Annotated in this window: 15 protein-coding genes; 8 read left to right on the top strand and 7 right to left on the bottom strand. The window is 71.1% G+C overall.

The window, feature by feature from the left end; all coding sequences use genetic code 11:
* Window positions 1–34: 34 nt before the first annotated feature.
* The 3 genes from Cs7R123_RS30655 to Cs7R123_RS30645 are packed head-to-tail and all read right to left on the bottom strand — an operon-like array spanning window position 35 to window position 2741.
* The gene (locus Cs7R123_RS30655) at window positions 35–823 is read right to left on the bottom strand and encodes a DUF4097 family beta strand repeat-containing protein (protein ID WP_212831586.1); all 789 of its coding nucleotides are present in this window, start codon (window positions 821–823) and stop codon (window positions 35–37) included.
* A gap of 11 nt (window positions 824–834) precedes the next feature.
* A complete protein-coding gene (locus Cs7R123_RS30650) occupies window positions 835–1476 on the bottom strand; it encodes a response regulator transcription factor (RefSeq protein ID WP_212831584.1) in 642 nt (213 codons plus the stop codon).
* Window positions 1467–2741, bottom strand: coding sequence for a sensor histidine kinase (locus tag Cs7R123_RS30645; RefSeq protein WP_244872243.1), 1275 nt, complete (start codon window positions 2739–2741; stop codon window positions 1467–1469). The genes Cs7R123_RS30650 and Cs7R123_RS30645 overlap by 10 nt, the downstream gene beginning before the upstream one ends.
* A gap of 134 nt (window positions 2742–2875) precedes the next feature.
* Here Cs7R123_RS30645 and Cs7R123_RS30640 point away from each other — a divergent pair, with 134 nt between their 5' ends.
* The 3 genes from Cs7R123_RS30640 (at window position 2876) to Cs7R123_RS30630 (ending at window position 7157) form a co-directional block, all read left to right on the top strand.
* On the top strand, window positions 2876–5041 hold the full coding sequence (locus Cs7R123_RS30640) for an MMPL family transporter (RefSeq protein WP_212831582.1): 2166 nt from the start codon (window positions 2876–2878) through the stop codon (window positions 5039–5041).
* A gap of 234 nt (window positions 5042–5275) precedes the next feature.
* Window positions 5276–6214, top strand: a complete 939-nt coding sequence (locus Cs7R123_RS30635) for a TauD/TfdA family dioxygenase (protein WP_212831579.1) — start codon at window positions 5276–5278, stop codon at window positions 6212–6214.
* 13 nt (window positions 6215–6227) lie between these two features.
* The gene (locus Cs7R123_RS30630; RefSeq protein ID WP_212831577.1) at window positions 6228–7157 is read left to right on the top strand and encodes a TauD/TfdA family dioxygenase; all 930 of its coding nucleotides are present in this window, start codon (window positions 6228–6230) and stop codon (window positions 7155–7157) included.
* Between the two features lie 67 nt (window positions 7158–7224).
* Here Cs7R123_RS30630 and Cs7R123_RS30625 read toward each other — a convergent pair whose 3' ends face one another.
* Window positions 7225–7977, bottom strand: coding sequence for a thioesterase II family protein (locus Cs7R123_RS30625; protein ID WP_244872242.1), 753 nt, complete (start codon window positions 7975–7977; stop codon window positions 7225–7227).
* Window positions 7978–8072: 95 nt separating this feature from the next.
* Here Cs7R123_RS30625 and Cs7R123_RS30620 point away from each other — a divergent pair, with 95 nt between their 5' ends.
* Genes Cs7R123_RS30620 through Cs7R123_RS30605 form a run of 4 tightly spaced genes read left to right on the top strand, consistent with a single transcriptional unit; the run spans window position 8073 to window position 10427 of the window.
* Window positions 8073–8453 carry a hypothetical protein gene (locus Cs7R123_RS30620; protein WP_212831576.1) on the top strand — a complete coding sequence of 127 codons (381 nt, stop codon included), beginning with the start codon at window positions 8073–8075 and terminating at the stop codon, window positions 8451–8453.
* A complete protein-coding gene (locus Cs7R123_RS30615; protein WP_212831575.1) occupies window positions 8453–8923 on the top strand; it encodes a 3-hydroxyacyl-ACP dehydratase FabZ family protein in 471 nt (156 codons plus the stop codon). The genes Cs7R123_RS30620 and Cs7R123_RS30615 overlap by 1 nt, the downstream gene beginning before the upstream one ends.
* On the top strand, window positions 8920–9660 hold the full coding sequence (gene fabG, locus Cs7R123_RS30610) for a 3-oxoacyl-ACP reductase FabG (protein ID WP_212831574.1): 741 nt from the start codon (window positions 8920–8922) through the stop codon (window positions 9658–9660). Before Cs7R123_RS30615 ends, fabG begins: the two co-directional genes overlap by 4 nt.
* A gap of 20 nt (window positions 9661–9680) precedes the next feature.
* On the top strand, window positions 9681–10427 hold the full coding sequence (locus Cs7R123_RS30605; RefSeq protein ID WP_212831572.1) for a thioesterase II family protein: 747 nt from the start codon (window positions 9681–9683) through the stop codon (window positions 10425–10427).
* 301 nt (window positions 10428–10728) lie between these two features.
* Here the strand turns inward: Cs7R123_RS30605 and Cs7R123_RS30600 are convergent, their stop codons facing one another.
* Both Cs7R123_RS30600 and Cs7R123_RS30595 read right to left on the bottom strand, forming a co-directional pair.
* Complete coding sequence (locus Cs7R123_RS30600) at window positions 10729–11151, bottom strand: hypothetical protein (protein WP_212831570.1); 423 nt, start codon at window positions 11149–11151, stop codon at window positions 10729–10731.
* A 190-nt stretch (window positions 11152–11341) separates the two neighbouring features.
* The gene (locus Cs7R123_RS30595; protein WP_212831569.1) at window positions 11342–12238 is read right to left on the bottom strand and encodes an STM3941 family protein; all 897 of its coding nucleotides are present in this window, start codon (window positions 12236–12238) and stop codon (window positions 11342–11344) included.
* A gap of 103 nt (window positions 12239–12341) precedes the next feature.
* Between Cs7R123_RS30595 and Cs7R123_RS30590 the strand changes: the two genes are divergently transcribed.
* A complete protein-coding gene (locus tag Cs7R123_RS30590; RefSeq protein WP_212831567.1) occupies window positions 12342–12782 on the top strand; it encodes a hypothetical protein in 441 nt (146 codons plus the stop codon).
* A 44-nt stretch (window positions 12783–12826) separates the two neighbouring features.
* Here Cs7R123_RS30590 and Cs7R123_RS30585 read toward each other — a convergent pair whose 3' ends face one another.
* The gene (locus tag Cs7R123_RS30585; protein WP_212831565.1) at window positions 12827–13336 is read right to left on the bottom strand and encodes a hypothetical protein; all 510 of its coding nucleotides are present in this window, start codon (window positions 13334–13336) and stop codon (window positions 12827–12829) included.
* Window positions 13337–13479 lie beyond the last annotated feature (143 nt).

Genomic DNA, 13479 nt, shown 5'->3' with positions numbered 1-13479 from the left:
AGCGGCCGGGCCTCTTTCAGGGGGTACGGGCGGATCAGGCGTACACGACGCTCACGTTGCCGGACTCGGTGGTCGCGTCGATGCTGCGGCCGCTGGCCGCGTCCTGCGTCACGTCGACCTTGCGGTCGCCCGCCTTGGTCTCGGCCTTGATCTGGAAGCTGCCGCTGTCGGCCTTGGGCACCGCGACCTCGATGTTGCCGGAGGTGCTGGTGGCCACGACCTTGGTCGGCACCGCCGCGAACCGGGCGGTCACGTTGCCCGACTCGGTCTTGAGCTGCGCGTCGGCCGACTTCAGGTCGGAGGCGTCGATGTCGCCGGCGGTGGTGTTGATGCGCAGCTTGCCGGCGGTGCCGCGGATGGTGGAGTCACCGGCCTCGGTGTCGAGGTCGATGTCGCCGGTCACGTCGGTGATCGCCAGGTCGCCCGCGCCGGTCTTGCCGGTCACCGACACCGCGGCGGGAGCCCGCACGGTGTAGCTGACCGAGCAGTGCTCGGGCTGCTTGCAGTGGACGGTGATCCGCAGGGTGTCACCGGCCCACTCCTCCTTGACCTCCGGCTTGTCGTCGGCCCACTCGAGCTTGCGCTCGACCGCGACGGTGTCGGCGGCGTCGGCGGAGCTGACGCTGATGTCACCGGCGTTCAGGTTGAACTCGATCTTCGTCACCTTGTGCTGGTACGTCTGGGACTGCTGCTCGGTCTTGGTGCCGCCCAGGCCGGTCTTGTCGTCGCAGCCGGCCAGGCCGGTGACGGTCAGGGCGGCGGCGGCGAGCATCAGCCCGGCGGACAGCCGGCGGCGGATCGTCGAAGTGGTCATGGTACGCATGTCGGCTCTCCTCAGGACTTCAGGAACTGGAGCACCGCCAGGACGCGGCGGTGGTCGTTGTCTGCGGCGGTCAACTGGAGCTTGGCGAAGATGTTGTTGACGTGCTTGGCGACGGCGCCGTCGCTGATCGTCAACGCCGAACCGATGCCGGCGTTGGACCGGCCCTCGGCCATCAGCGCCAGCACCTCCCGCTCGCGGGCGGTCAACTGGTCGACGGGGTTGCGCCGGGTGCGGACCAGGATCTGCGCGATCACCTCCGGATCGAGTGCGGTGCCGCCCCCGCCGACGCGCTGGAGTGCCTCCAGGAACTCCGTGACGTCGGCGACGCGGTCCTTGAGCAGGTAGCCGACCCCGCGGGTGTCGCGGGACAGCAGTTCGGAGGCATAACGCTCCTCCACGTACTGCGAGAGCACGAGCACCGCGGGACGCGATGACGCCTCTCGAAGTCTGAGGGCCGCGCGCAACCCCTCGTCGGTGTGCGTGGGCGGCATCCGTACATCGATGACGGCCAGATCCGGGTCGTGCTCGCCGACGGAGACGAGCAGCTGCTCGGCGTCGCCGACCGCGTCGACCACCTCGTGCCCCGCGCTGGTCAGCAGCCGGATCAGTCCCTCGCGGAGCAGGACCGAGTCCTCGGCGATGATCACGCGCACGGCAGGTCCGCCACGAGGATGGTCGGGCCGCCCTGCGGGCTGTCCAGCGTCATCGTGCCGTCGACCGAGTCGATGCGCTGGCGCAGGCCGCGCAGCCCGGTGCCCAGGTTCGGGTCGGCGCCGCCGCGGCCGTCGTCGGAGACGACGATGCGCAGCAGGCCCCCCTCGATGCACTCCACGATGATGTCGACGCGGCCGGCGTGGGCGTGCTTGGCCACATTGGCCAGTGCCTCCGACACCACGAAGTAGGCGACGGTCTCGACCGTCCGGGTGGGACGGCGGGGCAGGTCGACCAGCAGCCGCACCGGCACCGGCGAGCGGGCCGCGATGCCGGACAGGGCGGCGTCCAGGCCCAGGTCGTCGAGGATGGCCGGGTGCAGCCCGCGGACCACGGCGCGCAGCTCCGACAGGGCGAGTTTCGCCTCGTCGTGGGCGCGTTCGATGGCCTCGCGCAGTTCGGCGGGGACATCGATCAGCATGGTCCGGGTCATGCCCAGGTTCATGGCGAGCGACACGAGGCGCTGCTGCGTGCCGTCGTGTAGATCTCGTTCGATGCGCCGGCGTTCGGCGTCGGCTGCGTCAATCATGGCGGCCCTGCTTTCCGAGAGGGTGGCGACCCGGCGTGCCAGCTCCTCGCTGCGGCTGGGAGCCAGCAAGGCTGTCGCCATGCCGGTGTCGACGCGCACGGCGAACAGCGTCACCCACGGTGCCGACAGGAGCATGATTATTCCTATAGTCGAGACGGCGACGATCGATGACGCGCCATGCGGTGCGACCGAGGAAGGCAGCGTCGGGGCATACACCGCGATCACCGCGAGGGCCGGGCCGAGCAGCCACAGCGTCAGCACCACCAGCGCCAGCAGCGGCACGAGCAGCCCCGCCACCACGTGGTACGAGATCTGGCGCCAGGTGTTGCGGGTGCGGGTCTGCGCCCACGCCCGGTGCAGCCAGTGCCCGTCGCGGGGCACCGGTGCCACCGCGGGGATATCCACCCCGAGCAGGCGGCGGAACCGCCACCGCTGCCAGCGGGTGAACAGATCGGACACCTCGTAGGTCGCCATCAGGAACGGCACGGCGAGCACCGCGGTGACGGCCAGGGTGGCGGCGCTGGTCAGCAGGCACAGGAGCACGGAGAAGGTGATCAGGTGCAGCGGCAACCCGGTCAGCAGGTGGACCAGCGCCGCCCCGAGCCTTTGCCACCAGGGGTGGGCCAGGGGGCGCGGGACACTGCTGCGGGTGGCGGCCTGCCCGGCGTTCGTCGTCATGACAGCGACCTTACGGGCGTGACCAGGGCCGGAACATGACACAGGATGCCGGATCGGGGGTGAAGCCAGCACCACCATGAATGCGGATGGGAATACCATCGACGCTGATCGCATCGACTGTCACGCTGCTTGCCATGAGTTCTCGTATCGGCGCATTCGCCTATCGGAGGGCGTGGCTGGTTGCCGTCCTCTGGCTGCTTCTTGCGGTCGCGGGAGGCACGGCACTCGATCCCCTGTTCGGCAACATGGGGGACACCAACCAGTTGCAGGGCACCGAGGGCGGGCACGCCCACGAGGCCATCGTGGCCGCGATCGACCACGGCGTCGAGTTCGCCGCGGTGATCCAGGGCACCGACACCCAGGCCCAGTCGACCACCGACGTGCTCACCAAGGCCGTCACCGACATGCGGGCCGTGGACGGAGTCAAGGAGGTCTCCGACCCGGTGGTGTCGGCGGACAAGACCACGATCGCGGTGTTCGTGACCCTGGCCAAGGCCGAGTCGCAGCACAAGCCGTTCGTGGCCGTGACCGACCGCATCACCGAGGCCGCCGGGCAGCTGCCCGGGGCCAAGCTGGAGATCGGCGGCGGCGACCTCATCGGTGAGGAGGCCAACGGCGCGGTCGAGAACGACCTCGCCAACGCCGAGTCCTTCTCGCTGCCGGTGACCCTGCTGGTGCTGATCTTCGTGTTCGGCGGCATCGTCGCCGCCGGCCTGCCGGTGGCCACGGCCGTCGCGACGATGTTCGGCGCGTTCGGCCTGCTGCTGGGCTTCTCGTCCTTCGTCGACCTGGACGCCAACGTCATCACCGTGGTGACGCTGCTGGGTCTGGGCCTGTCGATCGACTACGGCCTGCTGCTCGTCGCCCGCTACCGCGAGGAGCTGCTGACCACCGACGACCGTGCGGAGGCGGTTCGCCGGGCCTGGTCGACGGCCGGCCGCACCATCAGCTTCAGCGCGCTCACGGTCGCGGCGTCGCTGACCGGCCTGCTCGCCTTCGAGATCCCGCGGCTGCGGGCGATGGCGCTGGCCGGCATCTCCACCGCGCTGATGGCGCTGCTCGTGGCGCTCACCCTCACCGCCGCCCTGGTCCGCCTCTGCGGTAAGTGGATCAAGGTGTCGAAGAAGGAGGCCGCCCGCAAGGAGGCCCGCGGCAGCGGTGTGCCCACCGCCGCCGAGCTGGAGGGCGGCTTCTTCGCCCGGCTGGCCAAGGTCACGCAGCGCCAGCCGCTGCTGATCACCCTGGCGGGCGTGGCGGTGCTGCTGGCCATCGCGCTGCCGCTGCTCAACGTCACCATCAAGGTCCCCCAGCTGGAGGGCCTGCCCCGCAGCCTCCAGGCGGTGCGGGTGGCCGACACCCTGACCGCCAAGTTCAGCCAGACCCAGCAGGCGGCCGTCCGGGTGGTGGCCCGCACCGACAAGGCCACCCTCGACGCGTACGCGGCGAGGTGGGCGAGCGACCCGGAGGTGGTCCGGGTCGAGAAGGCCGGTTCGGTCAGCTCGGACCTGTCGACCGTGATCATCGCGGTCAAGCACCAGGGCCAGGGCCCCGAGGCTCAGGCGCTGGTCAAGCGGATCCGCGCCGACCGCCCGGCGGGCGTCGAGTCCTGGGTGACCGGTGACGCGGCGACCCTGATCGACCTCAACGAGCGCCTGAAGTCCGGGCTCCCGCTGGGGGTCGCCATCACCGTGCTGGCGATGATCATCCTGCTGTTCCTCATGACCGGCTCGCTGGTGATCCCGGTCAAGGCGGTCGTGATGAACCTGCTGTCGCTGGCCGCGACGTTCGGCGTGCTGGTCGGGGTGTTCCAGGAGGGCTGGCTGTCCGGCCCGCTGGACACGCTGACCGTGGGCGGGCTCAGCCCGTACATGATCGTGATCGTGTTCGCGTTCGCGTTCGGCCTGTCGATGGACTACGAGGTGTTCCTGCTCGGCCGGATCAAGGAGTACCGCGACACCGGCCTGGACAGCAACACCGCGGTGCGCTGGGGCCTGCAGCGCAGCGGCGGCATCATCACCTCCGCCGCCGCGCTGATGCTCATCGTGTTCGCGTTCTTCGGCGCGTCCAAGGTGGGCCAGCTGGAGCAGGTCGGTCTCGGCCTGTTCGTGGCGGTGCTGATCGACGCCACCATCGTGCGGTGCATCCTCGTCCCCGCCGTGCTGTCGCTGCTGGGCCGCGCGGCCTGGTGGGCCCCGGGCCCGCTGGCCAAGCTGCACCGCCGCTACGGCCTGCACGAGGCCGCGGCCGCCACGGCCCCGGCCGAGGACGACCCCACCCCGGAGCTCGTCGGCACCCGCTGACGGACCTCCGACCGCCCGGGGCCGGGCGAGGGCTGACCCCCTCGCCCGGCCCCGGTCCGCGTCCTTGGCCAAGTTGCCGGGCAATCGGGGGAATGGGGCCCCGAGATACGCCCGATTGCCCGGCAACTTGGCCAGGGGTGTGGCCCCGGCGGGCGGGGGTGATCTGGGTGTATCGACGAAATATAGGGCGGGGGGCGACGGTGCGGCGTACAGCCTGAAGAGAGGCCAACGCCAATGACGCAGCACCACCGCTGGACGCCCACCGAGATCACGCCCGCCGACGCCGGTGTCGCCGCGACGGCCGAGGGACTGGCCGGCTACCTGCGCGACCACCCGGACCTCGGGGGACTGCTCACCGAACGCAAGGCCCTGGTCTTCCGCGGCTTCGGGGTCACCCCGCAGACGCTCGACCCGGTGATGGACCTGCTCCTGCCCCACCGGCTGGCCTACGTGCACGGCAACTCGCCGCGTACCAAGGTCGGCGCCAACGTGTACACCTCCACGGAGTACCCGCCGGAGTTCACCATCTCCATGCACAACGAGCTGTCGTACGCGGCCGCCTGGCCGTCCCGGCTGCTCTTCTTCTGTGAGATCGCCGCCGAGACCGGCGGCGCCACCCCGGTCGTCGACGCCAACCTGTGGCTGGAGCTGCTCGACCCCGAGGTGCGCGCCGCGTTCGCGGGGGGCGTGCGCTACACCCAGAACCTGCACGACGGCCTCGGGCTGGGCAAGAGCTGGCAGCAGACGTTCGAGACCGAGGACCGCGAGGAGGTCGAGAAGTTCCTCGCCGCCTCCGGCGCGCAGTGGTCCTGGAGCGCCGAGGGCCTGAAGGTCAGCCAGATCCGCCCGTCCACCACCACCCACCCGGTCACCGGCGCCGAGGTCTGGTTCAACCAGGCCGACCAGTGGCACCCGGCGGCGCTGGGCGACGACACGGCGCGGGCCCTGGCCCAGATCCTCAAGGAGGACGAGCTGCCCCAGTCGGTGCGGTTCGCCGACGGCTCGCCGATCCCGGACGAGTACGTCATCCAGGTCCGCGACCGCGCCCTGGAAGCCGCCGTGAACGTCGACTGGCGCGTCGGCGACCTGCTGCTCATCGACAACCTGCTGGTCGGGCACGGCCGCCGCCCGTACACGGGCAAGCGGCGGGTGCTCGTGGCCATGTCGGACTGAACCGGGGGAGAAGATGACCGAATACTCACTGCCGTTCGTCGTCGAGTCCGACGGGGGGCCGTCCGGGCTCAGCCATATCGAGGCCGACCGGGAGCGGATCCGCAAGGCGCTGCACACGCACGGCGCGGTGCTGCTGCGCGGCTTCGCGATCGGCGGCGTCGACGGGTTCGACGCGGTCGTGCGCGCCCTGTCCGGCGCGCCGCTGACCTACTCGGAGCGCTCGTCGCCGCGCAGCACGATCAAGGGCCAGGTCTACACGTCCACGGACTACCCGCCGGACGAGGAGATCTTCCTGCACAACGAGAACTCCTACCAGGCGGTCTGGCCGCGCACGCTGTACTTCTACTGCATCGAGCCGCCGACCTCGCAGGGTGCCACGCCGCTGGCCGACGTGCGCCGGGTGCTCAGCCTGGTCCACCCGGCCGTGCGCGAGGAGTTCCAGGCCCGGGGCTGGCTGGTGCAGCGCAACTTCTACCCCGACTTCGGGGTGGCCTGGCAGCACGTCTTCGGCACCGAGGACCGCACCGAGGTGCAGGCCTACTGTGAGGACCGGGGCATCCAGTGGGAGTGGCTGCCCGACGGCGGCCTGCGCACCCGCGCGGTCCGCCAGGCGGTCCACTACCACCCGGTCAGCGGAGAGCCGGTGTGGTTCAACCACGCCACCTTCTTCCACGTGACCACGCAGGCGCCCGACGTACGCGACGGGCTGCGCAACCTGTTCGCCGACGAGGAACTGCCGACCAACTCCTACTACGGCGACGGCGGTGTGATCGAAGACGACGTGGTGGCGCACCTGCGGGCCTGCTACCGGCTGGCCAGCACCCGGTTCGACTACCAGCGCGACGACGTGGTGCTGGTCGACAACATGCTGGTCGCGCACGGCCGCGAACCGTTCACCGGGCCGCGGAAGATCGCGGTGGCGATGGCGGAGCCGTCGGTCTGAGCGCGCAGACACGGCGCCCGCCGCGGTCGTCTCCCCCGTACGACCGCGGCGGGCGCCGCTCCACGTCTCAGCGCAACCGCTGCACCAGGTCGCCGACCAGCTGCGGCTCGGCCTCGACCAGGTAGAAGTGCCCCCCGGTGAAGACCCGCATGTCGAACCCGCCCGAGGTCAGCTCGCCCCACGCCCGCACCGCCGGCACCGCGCACCCCGGATCGCTGATCCCCGTGTACGCCGTCACCGGCGCCGCGACCACGGCGGGCTGCCGCGGCCGGTACTCGTCGATCAGCCGGAAGTCCGAGCGCAGCGCGGGCAGGATCAGCTCGCGCAGGTCCGGATCGGCCAGCGTGGCCCGCTCGGACTCGTCCACGCCGTGCATCTCGTCGATCAGGGCCTGGTCGGTACGCGAGTCCGGGTCGACGACCCGGCCCCGGTGCGGCGCCTCCCGCCCCGACACGAACAGCCGCGACGGCCGGAACGCGTGCCGCTGCTCCAGCCGCGCGGCCACCTCGTACGCCACCGCCGCGCCCATGCTGTGCCCGAACAGGGCCAGCGGCCGGTCCAGCAGTGGCACCAGCGCCTCGGTGATCCGGTCGGCGAGCTCGGCCATGCCCGTCACCAGGGGCTCGTGCAGCCGGTCCTGCCGCCCCGGATAGCGCACCGCGAGCAGCTCCATGCTGTGCGGCAGCCGCGCGGCCCAGGTGCGGTAGAAACCTGCGGTGCCGCCCGCGTGCGGCAGGCACACCAGCCGCTGCCGCGCCGACGGGACCGCCGCGAACTGCCGCAGCCAGGCCGAGCCGCGTTCGATCATCGTCTCAGTCATACGCGCGAAGCTAGGGTCCGGTTCTATCGCGCACCTGTATTCGGCGCCGCGCCAGCCCATAGGAACCGTATAGACGCCCCCGGCACGGTATGGCGGTGACCTCCGTCAGCCCGCCCCGCGCCGAACCGCTCACCCCTTTCGCGATCGAGCCGGCCGTCGATCCGGACGGCACCGTCCACGCGGTGCTCAGCCCCCAAGCGGACCTTCCGCTGTACGCCGGGCACTACCCCGGCTTCGCCATCCTCCCGGGGGCTTTCCTGCTGGACGCCGCCGACCGGATGATCCGCGCCGCCGGTGCCGGCACGGGCGAGCTGGCGGAGGTCGCCAACTGCCGTTTCCGTGCGCCCGTGCGCCCCGGCACCCCCGTGGCCGTGACCCTGCGCCCGGACCCGGAGGCCACCCGCTGGCGCGCCGAACTGTCCGACGAGCACGGCCTGGTCGCCACGTTCGTGCTCGGCTACACCGGGCGGCCGTGATGACCGGCCGCGACCAGATCACCCGGATCATCCCGCACCGCCCGCCGGTGCTGCTGGTCGACGAGATCCTCTCAGTCGTGCCGCGGCGCACCATCACCGCCCGGTACACCGTCACCGCGCAGCGGCCCTGGGCCGCCGGGGAGGACGAGTTCCCGCCCGGCCTGACGATCGAGTCGTTCGCGCAGGCCGCGCTGGTGCTGATGCTCTGGGAGCGGCCGAACCCGGACGTCGTCCGCGGCGCCGTCGCGGTCGCGGGGCAGGGCGAGGGCATCCGCCTGCCGGGCCGGGCCCGCACCGGCGACGTGATCGAGCACCGGGTCGAGGTGGTGCGCCACTTCGGCGACACCGCGATCTTCCGGGGCGCGGCCACCGTACACGGGAAAACGATCATGGAAGTGTCGCGGCTGATGGCCGGGCTCCGCCCGGCCGAGCAGCTCATCCGCGCCACCACGACCGAGGAGGCGGCATGACCGACCGACCTGTAGCCCTGGTCACCGGCGGCTCGCGCGGCATCGGCGCCGCCGTCGTCACCCGCCTGGCCGCCGACGGCTGGGACGTGGCCTTCTGCTACCAGTCCGCCGGGGACGCCGCCGACGCCACGGCCGCCGCCGCGACCGAGGCCGGCGCCCGCGTGTTCGGCGCCAAGGTCGACGTCGCCGACCGGCAGGCCGTCCAGGACTTCGTCGCCGACGTCGAACGCGAGCTCGGCCCCGTCGACGCCGCCGTGCCCGTCGCCGGGATCATCCGCGACAACCCGCTCGCCCTGCTCAGCGACGACGACTGGCAGCGCGTGCTGCGCGTCAACCTCGACGGCACCTACCACGTGTGCAAGGCCGTCATCCGGCGGTTCATGCGCCGCCGCCGGGGCAGCATCGTCACCATGTCGTCGGTCGCGGGCCTGGTCGGCACCCCCATGCAGACCAACTACGCCGCGTCCAAGGCCGGGATCATCGGACTGACCCAGGCCCTGGCCAAGGAGGTCGGGCAGTACGGCATCCGCGTCAACGCCGTCGCCCCCGGCTTCATCGAGACCGACATGATCTCCGGACTCCCCGCCGAGATGAACGAGCGCATGCACGAGCGGGTGGCGCTGCGCCGGTACGGGCGCGCCGACGAGGTCGCCGACCTCGTGGCGTTCCTGGTGTCCGAGCGCGCGAGCTACATCACCGGCCAGGTCCTGCGCATCGACGGCGGAACGGCCATCTGACGAGAGTGAAGGGAGGGGACATGGACGTACGCCCGGCGGCCGGGTGGTGGGTGGCCCTGCGCCCGGCCGCCACGGCGTACCCGCGGCAGCGCCTGCTGGTGCTGCCGCACTCCGGGGCCGGCCCCAACAGCTACCGGCCGCTGCTGACCGGCCTGCCCGACGACGTCGAGGTGCGCGGGCTGAACCTGCCGGGGCGGGAGCGGCGGCTGGGGGAGCGGCCCGGGTGCACCGTGGCCGACGTGGTGGCTTCCTTGGGGGAGCTCGCCGACGACGTGCCCTCGGCCGTGTTCGGGCACAGTCTGGGCGCGCTGCTGGGGGTGTGGGTGGCGCGGGAGCTGGGGTCCCGGTGCACGGCGCTGATCGTGTCGGGGCAGGTGCCGGGGGTGCGGCCGCGGTTCCGGCATCGGGCGCCCACCGAGGCGGAGATGATCGGGCTGCTGGAGCTGGGCGACGTGCCGCTGCCCGCGGCGCTGTACCGGCCGCGGTGGCGCCGGGTGCTGCTGGGCACGCTGAGCGCGGACCTGCGGCTGGGCGCGGAGGCGACCGAGTTCACGGGGGTACGGCTGGACGTGCCGCTGACCGTGCTCATGGGCGCCGAGGACCGGATGGTGGATCACGCACTGGTGCCGTGGTGGGCGGAGCACACCAGTGCGGAGTGCGACGTGCACGTGCTGCCCGGCGGGCACTTCGCGGTGCTCGCCCCGGAGAACCGGGACGCGGTGGCGGAGCTGCTCGGCATACGGACCGGCGTTCCCGCGCCAGCTTAGGCTCGACGGTTTCCCGGAACCGCAGGGCCGCGGGTTCGATCCCGGCCGGGTGCACCGGGTCATCTGGCTGCGGTCCCGCCCGGCTGCCGTCCCAGCACCAATCGATGATCCGATCTCGTGGACGCTGGGTGCTGCTGTGGCGACACCGGGCGTCCACGAGATCGGATCATGGCAAGCGGCCGGGGCGGTGCGGGTCGCATGGCGATGTTGCGGTAGGCCGCTTGCGTCGGCTCGCGATGACCGGATGAGCGAGGCCGGGAACCGTTGCACACCAACGGTTCCCGAACCCATGAAGCGCGCTTCAGAACACGACGGTGACCGAGGGCGATTGCGCCGAACCGCCGCCGAACCCGATCTGCACCGAGGCGAGCGCGGCGTAGGTCCAGTTGTTGTTCAGGCTGCCCGAGCAGGAGTCGGCCCAGGTGTCGTTCGGATGGACGACGACGTTGTTGACGGTCTTGCAGGTGATGTGGGTGCCGTTCTGGATCTTGGTAATCACCACGTTGACGGTCTTGTTCGTAGAATCGAAGTTCCTGACCTTGGCCCAGTAGTTGTTCGAGGCTGAAAGCACAGTCAGGCATGCCTGGATGTCGATCAGTCCGATGGACTTCCAGTCCGAGCACCAGTTGCCTGGCACCGGCCCTGCTACGGCCGGTGTGGTCACGCCAGCGACCAGCATCACCCCTACCGTCGACACGGCGGCAAGACGCTTCAGTGCTCTCACGGTGTTCCGCCCTCTTCATTGGTCCGATGTGCATCGACGTCGTGCGGGGACCAACGTATAGATCGAAGAGGACGTCGGCAAGGTCGAAAAGTCGTGGCAGAACGCTGCTCAGCCCCGGGTGAGCTTTCCGAGGCGGACACCGCCGGGAGCGTCAACCCGGGCAGTCAGGACCGGATCAGGCCTCGACTGTTCAGCCAACCGGCGCGAAACACCAGATCACGCCCAGCTCGCCGTTCTTGCCGTACCAGAACTGGACTCTGCTGGTCGGGTAGGCGTCGCAGGGGCTCAGGACCTCGTTCTCCTCCTCGGTCTTCTTCGTGAACTGACCGACGATCTGGTATCTCGCGTCCTTCGCGTCGCAGTCGACCACCTTGACGGAGTCGCCGTCGTCGCCGGTCATGGCCACGCACGAGCCGACCTTCGCCGTGCTGATGTCACCGGTGACGTGCAACCAGGTCTCGATGCCCACGACAAGAGCGACCACGACACCGGTCCAGATCAGCGCGCGCTTGAGGAAGCGCTTCACCCTCCCCGGCCCGGCCGCGGGGGCGGGCCACGAGGTGATCTCCAGTGCCGGGTGGTGCGCCCGCATCGCGGTGAGGATCTGGGCGTGCGGGTGCTTCCGTCCGAGCGGGGCGATGTTGAGGGGGCTGAACCCGATGGCCCTGTTGGCGCGGGCGGCCAGGGAAGCCGCTCCGCCCATGCGGGTCGCGACGGCGACCGATCCGCTCGTGCCGGCGATGTAGGCGTCCGGGTCGTGCAGCACGACCTCGATCAGTTCCCGGCGTCCGCCGCGGGTCTCGATGGTGCGGATGCCGACACTGCGGACCTCGGACCACCTGACCGGCAGCGCGCCGGCCACCTGGAAGCCGTCGTAGGTGATGGTCAGTTCGGGCTCGCCTTTGAGCAGCCGCTGCGCCGCCACCAGGGCGCAGAATCCGAAGAACAGCACCGACAGCGCACCGGCGACGATCTCCTTGACCGTGCCGTGCTGATAGACCATCACCGCGCCGACGGCGACGAATGCCAGCGAACCCAGGAGAATCGCCAGCCAGCGGGTCTTGCTGAACGGGATGACGGTGGGCACGGTGTCACTCCTCGGTTCTGCCGCGTCGGGAGACCAGCGGCGGCAGAACCTAACAGCGGCTTGAAGACCCGCGCAAGTGGCGGCGGCAGACTACCCTCTCGCCGTGAGTGAATCGGGGAAGCCGGGCCGGCGGGACACGGTCGTCGGGGCGGTCGTGTTCGTCCTCGGTGCGGGGGCATCGTGGCTGGTGTTCCGAGACTGGGATCTCGCCCTGCTCGGCGGGTCCGCGGTCGCGGTGCTGTGGGCGGTCGGAGCCCTGGCGCTGTTCCTGCGCAAGGTGAAGCGGGGCGAGGTGAAGCTGGAGACCTCGGACCCGGTCGACTGGCTGGCGCTCGGCACGGTCGAGGTCCGCGTCGAAGGCGCCGAGCAGCGCTATCTGGCCACCTTCACCGGAGGCGCCCGCGTGGTCGAGTCCGCGGACCGGCGCGAGCAGCAGGTGGCACGCCTGATGGACCGGGTGGGTATGCCGCCCGCCGTCCTCACGGCGCTGGACCGTGACGCGCCGACCATCGCCGCGACGGTCGTCGAGCTGCCCAGGATGTAGTGAACGCCCTTGCCGGGCCCGCGCGGCGCCGCGACCGGATCCGCCTAGGCCGCGCGCCGGAGGTCGGTGAAGCGGGTTCCGGCGTGGGCGGCCAGCGCGGCGGCGATCCGGTCCGGCGACTCGCGGACCTGCCCCAGCGCGAGGATCTCGTAGCACCGGCGGCCGTCGGCAGCCGTCCGGACGTGACGGAGCATGCCGGGATAGGGATCAGCCCGGTATCCCGGAGCGGGGAACACGAGGACGCGCATGTCGTCCATGAGGATCGACTCGACGTCCGTCCACCGCACGGCGTCGGTGAGGTCGGGCGTACGGATGTCCAGCCCGTTCGCGTGGATGACGAACCGGAAGCGGAGCGCGCCGAAGGTCCGGACCATGACGTACACGCCCGAGGGCAGGCCGACCAGCAGCGCCAGCGCCTCGCGTACCGTGATCACCGGGGGCAGGCCGGCCTGCACGTCGTGCCGGAACAGCAGCAGCACCCGCACCAACGCGAACGGGGCGATCAGGGCGATCGCTACCTGGATCAGCCACGTCCGGCTGCGGTGGAGGATCACCTCGCCGAAGGTAGTAACCCGGCGCCAGTCGGCGTGGCAGGGTGCGGTTTCGGGGAAAGTGCAGGAATCATGGCCTGCATTCCTGCACTTTCCCCGAAACTGCACGAAGCGCGCGCGGTGCGCGGGGAGCGCGGGGAGCGCGG

Source organism: Catellatospora sp. TT07R-123, from assembly GCF_018327705.1.
Taxonomy (GTDB): Bacteria; Actinomycetota; Actinomycetes; order Mycobacteriales; family Micromonosporaceae; genus Catellatospora.
This window is presented reverse-complemented; position numbering and strand designations above follow the sequence as displayed.